Annotated in this window: 14 protein-coding genes; 5 read left to right on the forward strand and 9 right to left on the reverse strand. The window is 69.5% G+C overall.

Features of this window, described 5'->3' with window-relative positions; all coding sequences use genetic code 11:
* Window positions 1-10 precede the first annotated feature (10 nt).
* The 8 genes from OHO83_RS44260 to OHO83_RS44295 are packed head-to-tail and all read right to left on the reverse strand — an operon-like array spanning window position 11 to window position 8,680.
* Entirely contained in the window at window positions 11-808 is a 798-nt protein-coding gene (locus tag OHO83_RS44260) for an SDR family NAD(P)-dependent oxidoreductase (protein WP_266681156.1), read from the reverse strand.
* A 5-nt stretch (window positions 809-813) separates the two neighbouring features.
* Window positions 814-2,307, reverse strand: a complete 1,494-nt coding sequence (locus OHO83_RS44265; protein ID WP_266681158.1) for an aldehyde dehydrogenase family protein — start codon at window positions 2,305-2,307, stop codon at window positions 814-816.
* The gene (locus OHO83_RS44270; RefSeq protein ID WP_266681160.1) at window positions 2,304-3,185 is read right to left on the reverse strand and encodes an ATP-binding cassette domain-containing protein; all 882 of its coding nucleotides are present in this window, start codon (window positions 3,183-3,185) and stop codon (window positions 2,304-2,306) included. The genes OHO83_RS44265 and OHO83_RS44270 overlap by 4 nt, the downstream gene beginning before the upstream one ends.
* Entirely contained in the window at window positions 3,178-4,218 is a 1,041-nt protein-coding gene (locus OHO83_RS44275) for an ABC transporter ATP-binding protein (RefSeq protein ID WP_266681162.1), read from the reverse strand. The genes OHO83_RS44270 and OHO83_RS44275 overlap by 8 nt, the downstream gene beginning before the upstream one ends.
* Window positions 4,215-5,093, reverse strand: a complete 879-nt coding sequence (locus OHO83_RS44280; protein WP_266681164.1) for an ABC transporter permease — start codon at window positions 5,091-5,093, stop codon at window positions 4,215-4,217. The genes OHO83_RS44275 and OHO83_RS44280 overlap by 4 nt, the downstream gene beginning before the upstream one ends.
* Window positions 5,090-6,040, reverse strand: a complete 951-nt coding sequence (locus tag OHO83_RS44285) for an ABC transporter permease (protein WP_266681166.1) — start codon at window positions 6,038-6,040, stop codon at window positions 5,090-5,092. The genes OHO83_RS44280 and OHO83_RS44285 overlap by 4 nt, the downstream gene beginning before the upstream one ends.
* A gap of 37 nt (window positions 6,041-6,077) precedes the next feature.
* Window positions 6,078-7,601, reverse strand: a complete 1,524-nt coding sequence (locus tag OHO83_RS44290) for an ABC transporter substrate-binding protein (protein WP_266681168.1) — start codon at window positions 7,599-7,601, stop codon at window positions 6,078-6,080.
* A 5-nt stretch (window positions 7,602-7,606) separates the two neighbouring features.
* Complete coding sequence (locus OHO83_RS44295) at window positions 7,607-8,680, reverse strand: isocitrate/isopropylmalate dehydrogenase family protein (protein ID WP_266681170.1); 1,074 nt, start codon at window positions 8,678-8,680, stop codon at window positions 7,607-7,609.
* Between the two features lie 124 nt (window positions 8,681-8,804).
* Between OHO83_RS44295 and OHO83_RS44300 the strand changes: the two genes are divergently transcribed.
* Window positions 8,805-10,238: an amidase gene (locus tag OHO83_RS44300; protein WP_266681172.1), complete on the forward strand. Its 1,434-nt coding sequence runs from the start codon at window positions 8,805-8,807 to the stop codon at window positions 10,236-10,238.
* Between the two features lie 23 nt (window positions 10,239-10,261).
* Window positions 10,262-11,029: a FadR/GntR family transcriptional regulator gene (locus OHO83_RS44305; protein WP_266681174.1), complete on the forward strand. Its 768-nt coding sequence runs from the start codon at window positions 10,262-10,264 to the stop codon at window positions 11,027-11,029.
* Between the two features lie 91 nt (window positions 11,030-11,120).
* Here OHO83_RS44305 and OHO83_RS44310 read toward each other — a convergent pair whose 3' ends face one another.
* Window positions 11,121-11,582, reverse strand: coding sequence for an Lrp/AsnC family transcriptional regulator (locus OHO83_RS44310; RefSeq protein WP_227292180.1), 462 nt, complete (start codon window positions 11,580-11,582; stop codon window positions 11,121-11,123).
* Between the two features lie 209 nt (window positions 11,583-11,791).
* Between OHO83_RS44310 and ilvN the strand changes: the two genes are divergently transcribed.
* Genes ilvN through OHO83_RS44325 form a run of 3 tightly spaced genes read left to right on the forward strand, consistent with a single transcriptional unit; the run spans window position 11,792 to window position 14,396 of the window.
* Window positions 11,792-12,277, forward strand: coding sequence for an acetolactate synthase small subunit (ilvN, locus tag OHO83_RS44315; RefSeq protein ID WP_266681178.1), 486 nt, complete (start codon window positions 11,792-11,794; stop codon window positions 12,275-12,277).
* 23 nt (window positions 12,278-12,300) lie between these two features.
* Window positions 12,301-13,371: a thiamine pyrophosphate-dependent enzyme gene (locus OHO83_RS44320; RefSeq protein WP_266681180.1), complete on the forward strand. Its 1,071-nt coding sequence runs from the start codon at window positions 12,301-12,303 to the stop codon at window positions 13,369-13,371.
* A complete protein-coding gene (locus OHO83_RS44325) occupies window positions 13,368-14,396 on the forward strand; it encodes an alpha-ketoacid dehydrogenase subunit beta (protein WP_443066085.1) in 1,029 nt (342 codons plus the stop codon). The genes OHO83_RS44320 and OHO83_RS44325 overlap by 4 nt, the downstream gene beginning before the upstream one ends.
* Window positions 14,397-14,422: the final 26 nt, after the last annotated feature.

The following is a 14,422-nucleotide window of genomic DNA, read 5'->3' on the forward strand; positions in this document are numbered from 1 at the left end:
TGCCGAACTGTCAGCTGGGCGGCGTGTAGCGTCCGTCGATCGCCGTCCAGCCTCCGTCCACGAAAAGCTGGCTCCCCGTCACGAAGGACGACGCGTCCGACGCCAGATAGACGACGGCGCCGGCCAGTTCGTCGGGCCGGGACCAGCGGCCCAGGGCGCTCTTGGACGCGTAGGCCTCCGACCACTCCGGCACGGACCTGATCTGCGCGGTCAGCGGTGTGTCCACGACGCCCGGAGCGACGGCGTTGACCCGCACGCCCGAGGGGCCCAGCTCGGCCGCCGCGGTGCGCAGCAGTTGGACGAGGCCGGCCTTCGTGGCCGCGTACACGCCCTGGCCCGGCTCGACGGCCACCGACCGGATCGAGCTGAAGCCGATGATGCTCCCGCGGCCGCGTTCGGCCATGCCGCGGCCGAACGCCCGCACGAGGTCGAAGGAGGCGCGCAGATTGAGCGACACGACTCGGTCGAACTCGTCCGTCGTGTAGTCGAGCAGATGCTTGCGCACGTTCGTCGCGGCGGTGAAGACGAGCACGTCGACGGCGCCGAGGTTCTCGGCGGCGCGCGCGACCGCCTCGCCGTCCAGTACGTCAAGGGCGTACGCCGACATCTCCTTGCCCATCGACGCCGTCTCCGTGGCGGCCTTCAGGTCGCGGTCGGCGCACACCACCGTGGCGCCGTGAGCGGCGAGCGCCAGGGCGCTCTCGCGGCCGATTCCGCTGCCGGCGCCCACCACGACGGCCTTGCGGCCGTCGAGCCGGAACAGACGGGAGTAGGTGTCCACCGCATCGGTGTGGTCGTTGTCCTGCATGGTCCTCACGGCTTCTTCGTCGTCGGGCGGATCACTGCCATACGGGTCACGGTGAGCTCTTCGATGGCGAACCTCGGGCCCTCCCGTCCGGCCCCGGAGTCCTTCACGCCGCCGTACGGCATGACGTCGGAGCGGAAGCCGGGAACTTCGTTGACGACCACTCCGCCCACCTCCAGGCGGTCGAGAGCGGCGAACGCGGTGTCGAGGGCGCTGGTGTAGACGCTCGCGTGCAGTCCGTAGCGCGAGTCGTTGACCAGGTCGAAGGCCTTCTCCAGATCGGGGACCGAGCGGATCGCGACGACAGGGCCGAAGATCTCCTCGTCCCAGAGGGGGAGGCCGCGGTCCACGTCGAGCAGCACGGCGGGCTCGATCACCCCGTCGGTCACCTTGCCCCCGGTCAGCAGCGAAGCGCCCGCCGTCACCGCCTCCTCCAGCCACGTGCACACCCGCTCGGTCGACCGCTCGTCGATGAGGGCCGAGACACGTGTCTGCGGATCGCGGGGATCGCCGACGGTCACCTCGGCCACCCGCTCCTTCACGCGGGCCACGAACTCCTCGCGCACGGCGTCCACCACGACGACCCGCTGCACACTGATGCAGGCCTGGCCCGACGCGTAGAACCCGCCGCGCACCACCGCGTCGGCGGCGGCGTCTAGATCGGCGTCGGCGGCCACCACCAGGGCGGCGTTGGAACCGAGTTCGAGCAGCACCTTGGTGGGGGCCGCGTCCTTGGCGATCCGGTGGCCCACGGCTGCGGAGCCGGTGAAGGACACCGCTCCGATCCGGCGGTCGGTGGTCAGCGCGGAGCCGACCTCCGGACCGCCGGTCACCAGCTGCACCGCTGCCTGGGGCGCGCCGCAGGCATGCAGGGCCTCGCGGAGGAGGTGCACCAGCCACAGGGTGGCCAGCGGTGTCTGCGGCGCGGGCTTGGCGATGATCGGGCAGCCCGCGGCAAGGGCGGGCGCGATCTTGTGCGTGGCGAGCAGCAGCGGGTAGTTGAAGCCCGCGATGCCCACCACGACGCCGATCGGCTTGCGGGTCCAGAAGCCGAGCAGTCCCTCGCCCGACGGAAGCAAATCGAGCGGCACCGTCTCGCCGTGCAGCCGGGCCACTTCCTCGGCCGCGGTCAGCAGGGTCAGCAGGGTGCGGTCCACCTCGACGCGGCAGTCGACCAGCGGCTTGCCGGTCTCCAGGACCAGGAGCCGCTCGAAGTCGTCGCGGCGGGCGGTGACCGCTTCGTGCGTCGCGAGGAGCGCCGCTCTGCGGGGGTGTGAGGGGAGTCGGCCGACCTGGTGGCGGACCGCGACCGCCGCGTCCAGGGCCTGACGCGCGAGGTCGGTGTCCCCGACCGGCGCGGAGGCGACGAGCGTCCCGTCGTAGGGGAAGCGGACGTCCTCGGCGGCGGGGGCCGCCACCCAGCTGTCGCCGATGGGAAGTCCCTCGGGGAACTCCTTCACCAACGGGTTTGCGCCGCTGGTGGGTTGGTCGTGCGTAGTCACGGTCGGTACTCCCGGTTGAGGTCGGCCGCCGTCACTCCGGACAGTGCCTTGCCCAGCGTCGGCACGGCGGCGATCAGCCTGCGTGTGTAGGGGTGTTGGGGATCCTCGTAGACCTCCTGCGTGGACCCGGTCTCCACGATCTGCCCGTCGTGCATGACCGCGACCCGGTCGCACACATGACGCACCACGGACAGGTCGTGGGAGACGAAGACCAGCGTCAGGGACAGCTCGTCGACGAGGTCCGCGACGAGGTTGAGCACCTGGGCCCGTACGGACACGTCGAGGGCGCTCACGGGCTCGTCGGCCACGATGATCTTCGGGCGGGGGGCGAGGGCGCGGGCGATCGAGATGCGCTGGCGCTGGCCGCCGGAGAACTGGTGCGGATACCGGTTCGCCGCGTCTGCCCGCAGGCCGACCGCCTCGAGCAGTTCGGCCACCCGCTCCCGGCGGTTCCCGTGCCCCTGCGCGACGAGCGGCTCGGCCACGATGTCGCCCACGCGCATGCGTGGGTCGAGGGCGCTCATCGGGTCCTGGAAGACGACCTGGAGTCGTTCGCGGACGAACCGGAGCTGTCTCTCCCGGAGCCTGGTGATGTCCCGGCCGTCGATCTCGACGCTTCCGCCGGTGGGACGGTCGAGCCCGGCCAGGATCCGCAGCAGGGTCGACTTGCCGCAGCCCGACTCGCCCACGATGCCGAAGCGTTGACCCTGCGGGACGGTGAAGCTGACGCCGCGCAGGGCGTGCACCGGTGGGCTCGGGTGGCGCAGCGAGGTGCGGGGGCGCCGGTAGTCGCGGGTGACGTCGCGGACACTGATGGCGTCCACGGGGCCGGACGGGGAACCGGGGGAGAGGGGGGCGTCGGTCAGTTGCTCAGCCAAGGCCGGCCTCCTGGTTCGTGGGTACGCCGGTCGTATGTGTGTCGCTCTCGGACACCGGGTGGAAGCAGGCGTAGCCGGAGTCCGGCCCGCTCGCGACCCAGTCCGGCCTGGTGGCGCACACGTCGGTGGCCTGGGCGCACCTGTTCCTGAACACGCATCCGGCGGGGAACTGTCCCGCCGACGGAACCGAGCCGCCGATCGTGGCAAGCCGCCCGCGGTCGTCGACCACGGTCAGGTCCGATGCACCGATCAGGCCCTGGGTGTACCGGTGTCGGGGGCGGGTGAACACCTCGCGGACCGGTCCCGACTCGACGACCCGCCCGCCGTACATGACCATGACGCGTTCGCAGACGGTGGCCACCACGGCCAGGTCGTGGGTGATGAAGAGCATGGCCGACCTGCGGTCCTGCACGCCGCGCACGATCAGGTCGAGGACCCGGGCCTGCACGGTGACGTCGAGTGCGGTGGTGGGTTCGTCGCAGACCAGGAGCGCGGGGTCGTTCGCAAGGGCGATGGCCAGCACTACGCGCTGGCGCTGGCCGCCGGAGAGCTGGTGCGGATAGGCCCGCGCGGCAGCCGCGGGGTCGGGCAGCCCCACCTGGGCGAGGAGCTCCACGGCGGCGTTCCGGGCGGAGGCGCGGTCGGGCCTGGTCCGGTGGATCAGCAGCACCTCGGCGATCTGCCGTCCGACCCGCATCGTGGGGTTCAGCGCGGTCATGGGCTCCTGGAAGACCATGGCGATCTCCTTGCCCCGGATCCGGGACATCCGCGCCTCGTCGGCGCCGACCAGGTCGTGGTCGACTCCGGCGAGCCGCACCGATCCCGTGGCCCGCAGCCCTTCGGGGAGCAGGCCCATGACGCTCAGTGAGGTCAGCGACTTGCCGGACCCCGACTCACCGATCAGGCCGACGCGTTCGCCGGCCCGGATGGTGAAGTCGACGCTGTCGATGAGCTTGCGGCCGCCCACCGTCACGTCCAGATCGCGTACGGCCAGGACGTCCCGGACATCGTCGGATACGGGTGCCGCGGTCATCGGCGGTCCTCCAGCTTGGGGTCGAAACGGTCGCGCAGGCCGTCACCGAGCAGATTGAATCCGAGCACCGCCACCGCGATCGCCACGCCCGGAAATACGGCGAGTCGGGGAGCGGACGCCAGCAGCTCCTGGCTCTCCTGCAGCATCCGGCCCCAGGACGGAGTCGGGGGCGGGGTGCCGAAGCCCAGGAAGGACAGCGCGGCCTCGGCGAGTACGGCGATGGCGAAACCGACCGACGCCTGCACGATGACGAGACTGCTGACGTTGGGCAGGACGTGCCGCAGTCCGATCGCGAACGGTCCACGGCCCGCCGCACGCGCGGCGGTGACGTACTCGGTCTGCATGACCTGCAGCGTGCCGCCGCGGATCAGCCGGGCGAACGTGGGGATGGACGCGATGCCGATGGCGATCATCGCGACCAGCGTGCCGGCGCCGTACACGGCGGCGAACATGATGGCCAGCAGGAGCGCGGGGAAGGCGAGAAGCAGGTCGTTCCCGCGCATCAGCAGCTCGCCGAACCAGCGGGGCGCCATCCCGGCGACGATGCCGAGGGGCACGCCGACCACGGCGGCGACCCCCACGGCCACGAAGCCGACGAACAGCGTGGTGCGCGAACCCACCAGGATCTGGCTGAACACATCGCGGCCGAACTTGTCCGTGCCGAACCAGTACTCCGGCGACGGCTTCTGCAGCCGCACCGAGGCATCGACCAGGGTCGGGTCGTGAGGGGTCCACACGAAGGACAGCAGCGCCATGCCGATCACGAGCGTGACGATGAGGCCGCCCACCAGGAGGCTGCCCGTGATCGGGCGGCGCCGCCGCCGAGGCTCGGGCGCGGCTGAGGCGACGGCGGTCTGCGGGTCCAGAACACTCATGACGCACCCACCCTGAGTCGCGGGTCGATCAACAGATAGACCATGTCCACCAGGAAGTTCACGAGCAGCACCGCGACGGCGATGATCATGACCACGTCCTGCACCATGGTGAGGTCCCGGCCGGCGACGCTGTCCAGCAGCAGACTTCCGAGCCCGGGTATGACGAAGACCCGCTCGATGACGACGGAGCCGACCAGCAGCGTGGCGAGCTGCAACGCCAGGACGGTGACCACGGGCACCGATGCGTTGCGAAGACCGTGCCGCAGCAGCGCCTTCGTAGGGCGAAGTCCCTTGGCGCGAGCAGTGCGCAGATAGTCCTCGCGCAGGACGTCGAGCACGGCGCTGCGCACATAGCGGGTGAGTACGGCCGCCTGCACGATGCCGAGCGACAGCGCGGGCATGACCAGCTGTTTGAGGAAGAGGACCGGATCCTGCACCGGTGGCGTCCAGCCGTTCGCCGGCAGCCATCCGAGCCCCACCGCGAACACGGTGATCATGAGGATGCCCGCGAGGAAGGCAGGGACGGCGACGCCGATCTGGGAAACGGCGGAGAGCATGAGCCCGGACGGCTTGCGGTGCCGCACGGCCATGATCGTGCCCATGGGGATCGCCAGGATGCACGCGATCACCATCCCGGTGCCGACGAGCCACAAGGTGACCAGGAGGCGGTCGGCGAGCTGCGGGCCGATCGCCGTGTGGGAGATGTAGGAGGAGCCCGGGTCGAAGGTCACCAGGCCGTGGACCCAGCTGAAGTACTGGGCCACCAGCGGCCGGTCGAGCTCGAATTCCGTACGCAGTTGTGCCACCGCCGAGTCCGACGCGCTGACGCCGAGGGCGACGCGGGCCGGATCCCCCGGCAGCACCGCCATGAACGCGAACACCACGACGGAGCACACGACGAGGCTGGCCAGGAGGACAGCGATCCGCCGCACGAGACGGACGATCATGGGATGAGGCCGCCTTTCATGATGATGAGGTCGCCTTTCATGACCGGCCCAGGCCGGTGAGGTCCAGTGATTCGGAGATGGAGTTCTTGGGCAGGCCGGTGATGTCCGCGTCCGCCACCATCAGGTTCGGCAGCAGGAACAGCCAGTCGGCCGCGGCGTCCTTCGACAGCAGCCGGGCAGCCGCCCTCATGGACGCGACCTGCTGCTCCTGGGTGCCCTGGTCCGCCTTCTTCAACAGGGCGCGGAAAGCAGGGCTGTCGTAGCGCGTGTAGTACGTCTTGGATCCGAACACCGCCTGCATGTCCCGGGGTTCGGCATGGGAGATGATGGACATGTCGTAGTCCGCGTTCTTGAACACGGTGGTCAGCCAGGCGGCGGGGAACTCCAGCTGGTCGAGCTTCACCTTGAATCCGGCCTGTTCCAACTGGCTCTTCACGACAGTGCCGCACGCCGTGGCATAGGGAAGCGTAGGAATCCGCAGCCGCAGCGTACGGCCGGCCTCACCGGACTCCTTGAGCAGCTTCTCGGCCTTGTCGCGGTCGTACGGATACAGGTCCGTGAGGTCCTGGTACCAGGGGTCGGTCGACGGGACCATGCTGCCGATGAGCTTGCCGCGGCCTGCCCAGCAGGTGTCCAGCAGGGCCTTGTGGTCGATCGCGTAGCGGACCGCCCGGCGGACCTTGGGATTGCGCAGCGGGCCCGAGCCGTTGTTGAAGGAGAGGAGCACCTCGCCGTTGGTCGAGCCTTCGATGACCTTGTACTTCGGGTTGTTCTCGAACCGGTACAGGGAATCCGGGGACTGCATCGCGCCGATCACGTTGATGGTGTTGGTGAGCAGCGCGTTGTTGAGGGCCGTCGGATCCTTGAAGTACTTGAGGGCGACCGTCTTGAAGTGCGGCGTCCGGCCCCAGTAGTCGGTTCTGCGGGCCAGGGTGATCGAGTCGCCGCGGTTCCACCGCTTCACCACGTACGGTCCGGTGCCCACCGGCTCGGTGGCCAGCTTCTTCACGCCGGTCCGGCTGAACATGGCGCCGACGCGGGTGGTCATCCGGTACAGCCAGTCGTTGCTCGGTGTCTTGAGGGTGACCCTCAGTTCGTCGGAGGCCACCACCCGCACCGTGTCGACGACACTCATCTGGGACTTCTGCGCCACCGTCCAGCGGGACGCGACGCGCTCGATGGAGAACTTGGCGTCCTCGGCGGTGAACCGGGCGCCATTGCTGAACGTGGCGTCCTTCACCAGATGGAACGTGTACGTCCTGCGGTCCTTCGACAGCTTCCACGACGTGGCCAGAGCGGGCCGGATCTTCCCGGCCTGGTCCAGCTTCACCAGGTTCTCGTAGACGTTGTAGAGCAGCGCCTGCGGAATGGCGGCTCCCTCGGTCTTGGTGAAGTCGAGGTTCGCCGGCTCGGCGGTGAGGCCGACGCTCAAGGTGGTCTCGGGGTCGCCGGCGCTGCCCCCGGCCGCCAGGGAGCCGGCCGAACAGGCGGTCAGCAGCAGGCAGGTGAGCGTGGCCGCGGCCGCCCCGACATGCCGCATCAGCGGTTTGTTGCGCCACATACGCGCTACCTCCGGCTTTCCATCGCGTGCAGCACGGCGGCAGAGACGTCCGCAGTCGTCGCGTTGCCGCCGAGGTCGGCTGTGTGGTTCCGGGCATCGCGCAGGACGTCCGCCACCGCGTCGCGGATGCGTACGGCCGCGTCGGTGTGTCCGAGGTCGTCGAGCAGCAGCGCACCAGAGAGCAGGCAGGCCACCGGATTCGCCACGCCCTTCCCGGCGATGTCGGGCGCGGAGCCGTGCACTGGTTCGTAGATGCCTGGCACGTCCGCGCCGGGAAGGACGTTGGCGCTGGGCGCCATTCCCATGCCGCCCGCGAGCACTGCGGCGAGATCGGACAGGATGTCGCCGAACAGGTTGCTCGTGAGCAGCACGTCGAGGGAGCGCGGAGCCTGGATCATCCGGGCGGCCATGGCGTCGACCAGCACCGTCTCCAGCTCGACCTCGGGGTACTGCGAGCCGATCTCGCGCACTACGCGGTCCCACAGCGGATAGCCGTGGCGCATCGCGTTGGACTTGGTCACCAGGCACAGGCGGCCCGATCGCCGCCCGGCCAGGGCGAAGGCCTGGTGCGCCGCCCGTTCGATGGCGCGGCGGGAGTGCACGGCGACCTCGATGCCGAGATCGTGGCCGCTGCCCGCGTGCGCCACCCCGCCCGCGCCGACGTACTCGCCCTCGGTGTTCTCCCGGACGATCACCAGGTCCACACCGTCGGTGTCGCGCACCTTGGTGGGAACGCCGGGGAACGCGCGCACCGGGCGGATGTTCACGGCGAGGTCGAGTTGCTGCCGCAGACCGATGATCAGGCCCCAGATCAGCTCGTGCTCGGGCACGTCGGGCCGTCCGACGGCGCCGAAGAGCACGGCGTCAGCCTGTTTGACGAGGTCGGCCGCGTCGGCCGGCATCGCCGCGCCCTCCCGGAGGAACCGTTCGCCGCCCCAGTCGAGTTCGGTCACGTCCAGCCGGTGACCGTCGGCCTCCAGCGCGGCCCGGAGCGTGGGCACGGTCGCCGCGACGACCTCGGGGCCGATTCCGTCGCCCGGAATGACGGCGAGCCGAACCGTCTTGGTGTCTCGCGTCATGCACGCCACCCTTTCGCTGCAACTGGCCTGACCAGTAAGCTCACTTGCCAGGTACCGTGACGACTGAAACTGTCGTTGTCAAGGGTTCGCCTACCTCAGGCATCGCGAGTGAAGGAGAGTGCGGGTGCCCATCGAACAGAGCCTGGCCGCCATGTCGGCCGTCGAGATGGTGGCCGGATTCGCAGACCGCACGTTGTCGCCGGTCGACGTCCACGAGGCCGTCCAGTCGGTGATCGAGGCACGTGAGGGCGTGCTCAACGCGTTCTGGGTGCGGGACCCGGACGAGTCGCGCAAGGCGGCTCAGGCCAGCGAGGCCCGATGGTCGGCGGGCGAACCGCTCGGACCCATCGACGGCGTGCCCGTGACGCTGAAGGAGAACGTCGCGCGTGCGGGCGTGCCCATGTCCTCGGGCAACGCGGGGGCCGAACCGGTCGTCCCCGACGCGGACGCGCCCATCACCGCCCGGGTGCTCGAATCCGGCGGAGTGGTCCTCGGGTCGACCGTCATGCCCGACTGGGGCATGCTCTCCTCGGGCGTCTCCAGCCGGCACGGCATCACCCGCAGCCCCTGGAACTCCGGCTGGACGACGGGCGGTTCCAGCTCCGGCGCGGGCGCCGCGGCCGCCGGGGGATACGGGCCGCTGCACGTCGGAACCGACATCGGCGGATCGATCCGGCTGCCGGGCACCTGGCTGGGACTTGCCACACTCAAACCCAGCTACGGGCGGATCCCGCTGGACGCCCCGTACCAGGGGCGCTGCGCCGGCCCCCTGACGCGCACCGTGGCGGACGCCGCCCTGCTCATGCGGGTCCTGAGCCAACCGGATCCCCGGGACTGGTCGAGCCTGCCGCCGCAGGACATCGACTGGTCGGCCCTGGACGTCGAGGTCCGTGGACTGCGCGTGGGGGTGCAGATGGACGCCGGGTGCGGGGAGCCGGCCGACGCGGAGACCGTCGCCGCGGTGCGGCGTGCCGCCGAGGTCTTCGAAGCGGCGGGAGCCGTCGTGGAGCCGGTCGAGCCGTTCATGACCCAGGATCTCCTGGACGACCTGGATCTGTTCTGGCGCGTGCGGTCCTGGAACGACTTCCGTGCCCTGACGCCCGAAGCCCGGCAGCGTGTCCTGCCCTACATCGTCCAGTGGTGCCAGGAAGGCGCTGACGTGCCGGGCACGAAGGTGCTCCGGTGCTACCAGCAGGTCATGCGCATCCAGGAGCAGACCGTGGCGGCGACGCTCCCGTACGATCTGGTGCTCTCGCCGACCGCTCCGGTGGCGGCGTTCCCCGCTGATCAGCCGATGCCGTTCATGGGGGACGGGAAGACGATGTACCACATCGGATTCACCGCGCCGTACAACATGTCGGGGCAGCCTGCCGCGACCGTCAACTGCGGCTTCACGGTGGACCGCCGGCCCATTGGAGTGCAGATCTCGGGTCGCCGCTTCGACGATCTCGGGGTCCTGAGGGCGGCGGCATGGTACGAACGGAACCGTCCTGCCGGGGCGGTTCCGCACTGGCCGGACAGCGTCCCCGGGACGCCCACGGGGGAGAGGACGACATGAACGACGCTCGAGGGGAAACAGCCGTGAGCAGCGGGGCACAGTTCCGGCAGGTGGCGCCGGTACGGCTCTACCAGCGCATCGTGGAGCAGATCGAGCAGGCGATCACGCGAGGTGACCTGAAGCCGGGTCAACGGCTGCCGAGCGAGCGGGAGCTGGTGACACAGTTCGGGGCGAGCCGGCCCACCGTGCGGGAGGCCTTGCGTGTACTGGAGAGCAACGGGCTCGTCCGCTCCCGCCCGGGCGACCCGAACGGCCCGGAGATCCTGCCGTTCTCGCCGGCCGGCCTGACCAAGGAGATGACCCGGCTCGTCCAGTTCGACAACATGTCGATGGCCGAGTTGATCTCGTTCCGCATGATGCTCGACGGCTCGGCGAGCCAGCTGGCGGCCCGGCTGCGGTCCGAGGAGGAGCTGTCCGCCATGGAGCGGACGCTCGCCGTCATGTCGGACGCGATCGAGAAAGGCTACGAGGAGTTCAGCAAGGCCGATGTCGCCTTCCACGAGGCGGTGGCCGTGGCCAGCCGCAACTCCCTCATCGAGGTGTGCAATCACGTCGTCAGGGGCGCGGTCCTCTCTCTGATCTCGGACAAGGTCGCCCACGCGACCAACAGCACGGAGCTCATGCGGGAGTCGCTCCATCACCATCAGGAGGTACTGGAGGCGATCCGCGTGAGAGACGGCCTGGCGGCGGCACGCCTCTCACGGCGCTCGCTCTACGACTACTACGCCGGCTACGTCCCCGAGGACGAACAGGGGCTGCTGATCGCGCTCGTGGACGACGAAGACGCCTGAGGCCGCCTTCGTCCCGCCCGCGCCCCCGGAGATGTCTCTCCGGGGGCGCGGGCGTTTTTGTCTTCGGATATGAGATGCCGCCACGCCGTGCTCAGGGCACGGGAGTTCCCCGATGCCACGAGGCGATGACGATCAGCGTCTTTGTCTGCAGCACGCCAACACCCTTGCGGCGCAGGCGATTCACCACCTTCTGCAGCTCGTCGACGTTGTCGACGTGCAGTCTGACGAGTGCGTCCACGTCACCGGTGAGCGTCAGTACCTCGTCGACCTCCGGCAGGGTCGACGCGAACTCCACGATGTCGTGGATGTCGGTGTCGCCCGTGAACCGCAGCTCGGTGACCGCCTGAAGGCCCGGACCGAGCTTGGCCTGATCCGTGGTGATCGTGTAACCGGTGATGACCCCCGACTCCTCGAGGTGCCGGATACGCCGGCGGACCGGCGCCGGTGAGAGCTTCACCAGGCGGGCGATGTCGCGGACGGTGCGCCGCCCGTCGGCTCGCAACAACTCCAGGATCTGCAGGTCTACCGAGTCGAGATGTACCGGCGCTGGCATTCCACAAGTGTACGTAGCACTTACCTCGTTGCCCACTCTCCACCTGGATGGACTTCCCGAAAGGAGCGTGATCCGTATCGCTGTGCGCACTTCTGTTGTGGACGGATCAGGCCCTTGGAACCGTGTCCTTCATGCCAGCCGCCACAGAGACACCAACACGCCCTGTCCCCTCCGTCGTTGAGACACCACGCACACACCAACTGGGCGCCGTGCTGCGCATCGACGTCGTCGCCATGCCCTTGGCGATCACCCGGGTCGCGTCGATCATGGCGCAGCGCCAGTTCGACGTGGTGACCATGGACGTCGCCGCGCCCGTCGACGGGCTGCGCAGGATCACCGTCGAGGTCGACACGACGGACGAGATCAGGCTGGGCAGGCTCGTCAAGTTCCTGAACCGGTCGCCCGACGTCGTCAAGGTCGTACACCTCTCCGACGAAAGGTCGCACACCCGGCGGGAGGTGTTCGTCACGGTCACCTTCCCCGAGGGCCGACTTGCCGATGCCGTCGCCATCGCGCAGGCGTTCTCCGCCGAGATCGTGGACGCCGACCGCACGCGCTGCACCGTGTTCGCCGCCGCCGAGCCCGCTCGGGTCGACGCTCTCGTCAAAGCCCTCTCCGGCTTCACGGTTCGGGACCTCGTGATGGCGTCGCCGCTACGGATCGCGCGTGTATCCCGAAAGGGACACCAGTGGTGAGCCCCGACTCCCCTGCGGCGTCCATGTCTTCCGGCACCGACGACGTCCTGCAGCTGGTGGATCTTTCCGGGAACCTGAACGAACAGAGGGCCGCGGGCCTGCTCGACGTGACCGGACAGCTGGTACGCGGGCTGTACCGGGACATGGTGCTCGGTCGCCGCTTCGACCAGGAGGCGTACTCCCTGCAGCGCCAGGGTGAACTCGGACTCTGGCTGATGTCCCTCGGACAGGAAGCCGCACAGGTCGGGTCGATCCGCGCGCTGCGGGCCGACGACCGGGTCTTCCCGTCCTACCGCGAACACGTGGCGGCCCTGTGCCGCGGTGTCTCACCGACCGAGCTGCTGTCGCAGTGGCGCGGCACGAGCCATGGTGCCTGGGACCCCGAGCGGTACCACTTCCACATCTACAGCCTCGTCCTGGCCACGCAGACACTGCATGCGGTCGGCTATGCGATGGGTGTCCGCTACGACCGCAGCGACAGCGTCGTGTTCGCCTGTTTCGGCGATGGCGCGTCCAGCCAGGGTGACGCCAACGAGGCACTCAACTGGGCCGCTGTGACATCCGCCCCCATCGTGTTCTTCTGCCAGAACAACGGATGGGCGATCTCGACACCCGCGAGCAAGCAGTACGCCCGCCCACTCCGCGCACGCGCGCAAGGCTTCGGACTCGACGCGGTGTCCGTGGACGGCAACGACGTACTGGCCGTCTATGCCGCCACTCGGAGCATGGCCGAGCGCATCCGGGCCGGTGGGGCACCCGGGTTCATCGAAGCGCACACCTACCGTATGTCCGGGCACAGCACGTCCGACGATCCCAAGCGCTATCGCGACAACGACGAGCTCGCCCGGTGGCAGGCCAACGACCCGGTGGAACGTGTACGCCTGCTGCTCAAGGCGCGTGACTGGGCCGACGAGGACTACTTCGCCACGGTCGCAGCCGACGCCGAGGAACTCGCGGAGCGGACGCGCCAGGAGTGTCGCGCACTTCCCGAGCCGTCCCTGAGCGACACCTTCCGCACCACCTTGCACGAGGAGACCGTGGCCCTCCGACGCGAACGCGAAGGCTACGAGACATTCAAGGAGTCCTTCCTGTGACCGTCACCGCTGGGGCCGCCCCTGCCAGGAACGCCGGCCGCGGCAAGGCCACCAGGACCACGCTCGGACGCGCACTGAACGAGGGCCTGCGGCAGGCGATGCGCGACGACGATCGAGTGGTACTGCTCGGCGAGGACATCGCATCCCTGGGCGGGGTGTTCCGGGTGACCGACGGCCTGGCCGCCGAGTTCGGAGACCGCGTCGTGGACACCCCGCTGGCCGAATCGGGGATCATCGGAACGGCGATCGGCCTGGCGCTGCGGGGCTACCGACCGGTGTGCGAGATCCAGTTCGACGGATTCGTCTACCCCGCCTTCGACCAGATCGTCAGCCAACTGGCGAAGATGCGGGCGCGGTCCCGCGGGCTCCTGAGCCTTCCCGTCACCATCCGGATTCCGGTGGGCGGCGGGATCGGAGCGGTCGAGCACCACAGCGAGTCGAACGAGGCGTACTTCTGCCACACGGCCGGCCTGCGCGTCGTCGCGTGCTCCCACCCGCAGGACGCGCACGACATGCTGCGCGCCGCGATCGCCTGCGACGATCCCGTCATCTTCTACGAGCCCAAGCGCCGGTACTGGGACAAGGCCGAGGTCGACCTCGGCCGTCCCGTGGACAGTGACACGCTGGAGCGCGCCCACGTTCTGCGCGAGGGCACCGATGTCACCGTGGTCGCCTACGGGCCCACGGTCGCGCTCGCACTCAACGCGGCCGAGGTCGCCGCCTCCGAAGGCCGCTCGCTGGAAGTACTGGACCTCCGCTCGTTGTCACCGCTGGACACCACCGAACTGTGCCGCTCGGCAGCGAAGACGGGACGCGTCGTGGTCGTCCACGAGGCACCCGTCAACGTAGGCCTGGGCGCGGAGATCGCCGCGACGGTCATGCGGCACTGCTTCTACGACCTCCGCGCCCCCGTAGAACGGGTCGGTGGCTACAACATCCCCTATCCGCCGGCCCGCGCCGAGGACGACTACCTGCCCGATCTCGATCGAGTTCTCGACGCCGTTGACCGAGTGTCCGCTCCGTGAGCCGTGCGGCGCGCCTGTCCTGGAGG

The organism is Streptomyces sp. NBC_00569 (assembly GCF_036345255.1).
Classification (GTDB): domain Bacteria; phylum Actinomycetota; class Actinomycetes; order Streptomycetales; family Streptomycetaceae; genus Streptomyces.

Coding starts and splice junctions, on each gene's coding strand:
- OHO83_RS44290 (WP_266681168.1), bottom strand. CDS start 7,601: ATGTGGCGCAACAAACCGCTGATGCGGCATGTCGGGGCGGCCGCGGCC.
- OHO83_RS44285 (WP_266681166.1), bottom strand. CDS start 6,040: ATGATCGTCCGTCTCGTGCGGCGGATCGCTGTCCTCCTGGCCAGCCTC.
- OHO83_RS44275 (WP_266681162.1), bottom strand. CDS start 4,218: ATGACCGCGGCACCCGTATCCGACGATGTCCGGGACGTCCTGGCCGTA.
- OHO83_RS44295 (WP_266681170.1), bottom strand. CDS start 8,680: ATGACGCGAGACACCAAGACGGTTCGGCTCGCCGTCATTCCGGGCGAC.
- OHO83_RS44320 (WP_266681180.1), top strand. CDS start 12,301: ATGTCTTCCGGCACCGACGACGTCCTGCAGCTGGTGGATCTTTCCGGG.
- OHO83_RS44280 (WP_266681164.1), bottom strand. CDS start 5,093: ATGAGTGTTCTGGACCCGCAGACCGCCGTCGCCTCAGCCGCGCCCGAG.
- OHO83_RS44310 (WP_227292180.1), bottom strand. CDS start 11,582: ATGCCAGCGCCGGTACATCTCGACTCGGTAGACCTGCAGATCCTGGAG.
- OHO83_RS44260 (WP_266681156.1), bottom strand. CDS start 808: ATGCAGGACAACGACCACACCGATGCGGTGGACACCTACTCCCGTCTG.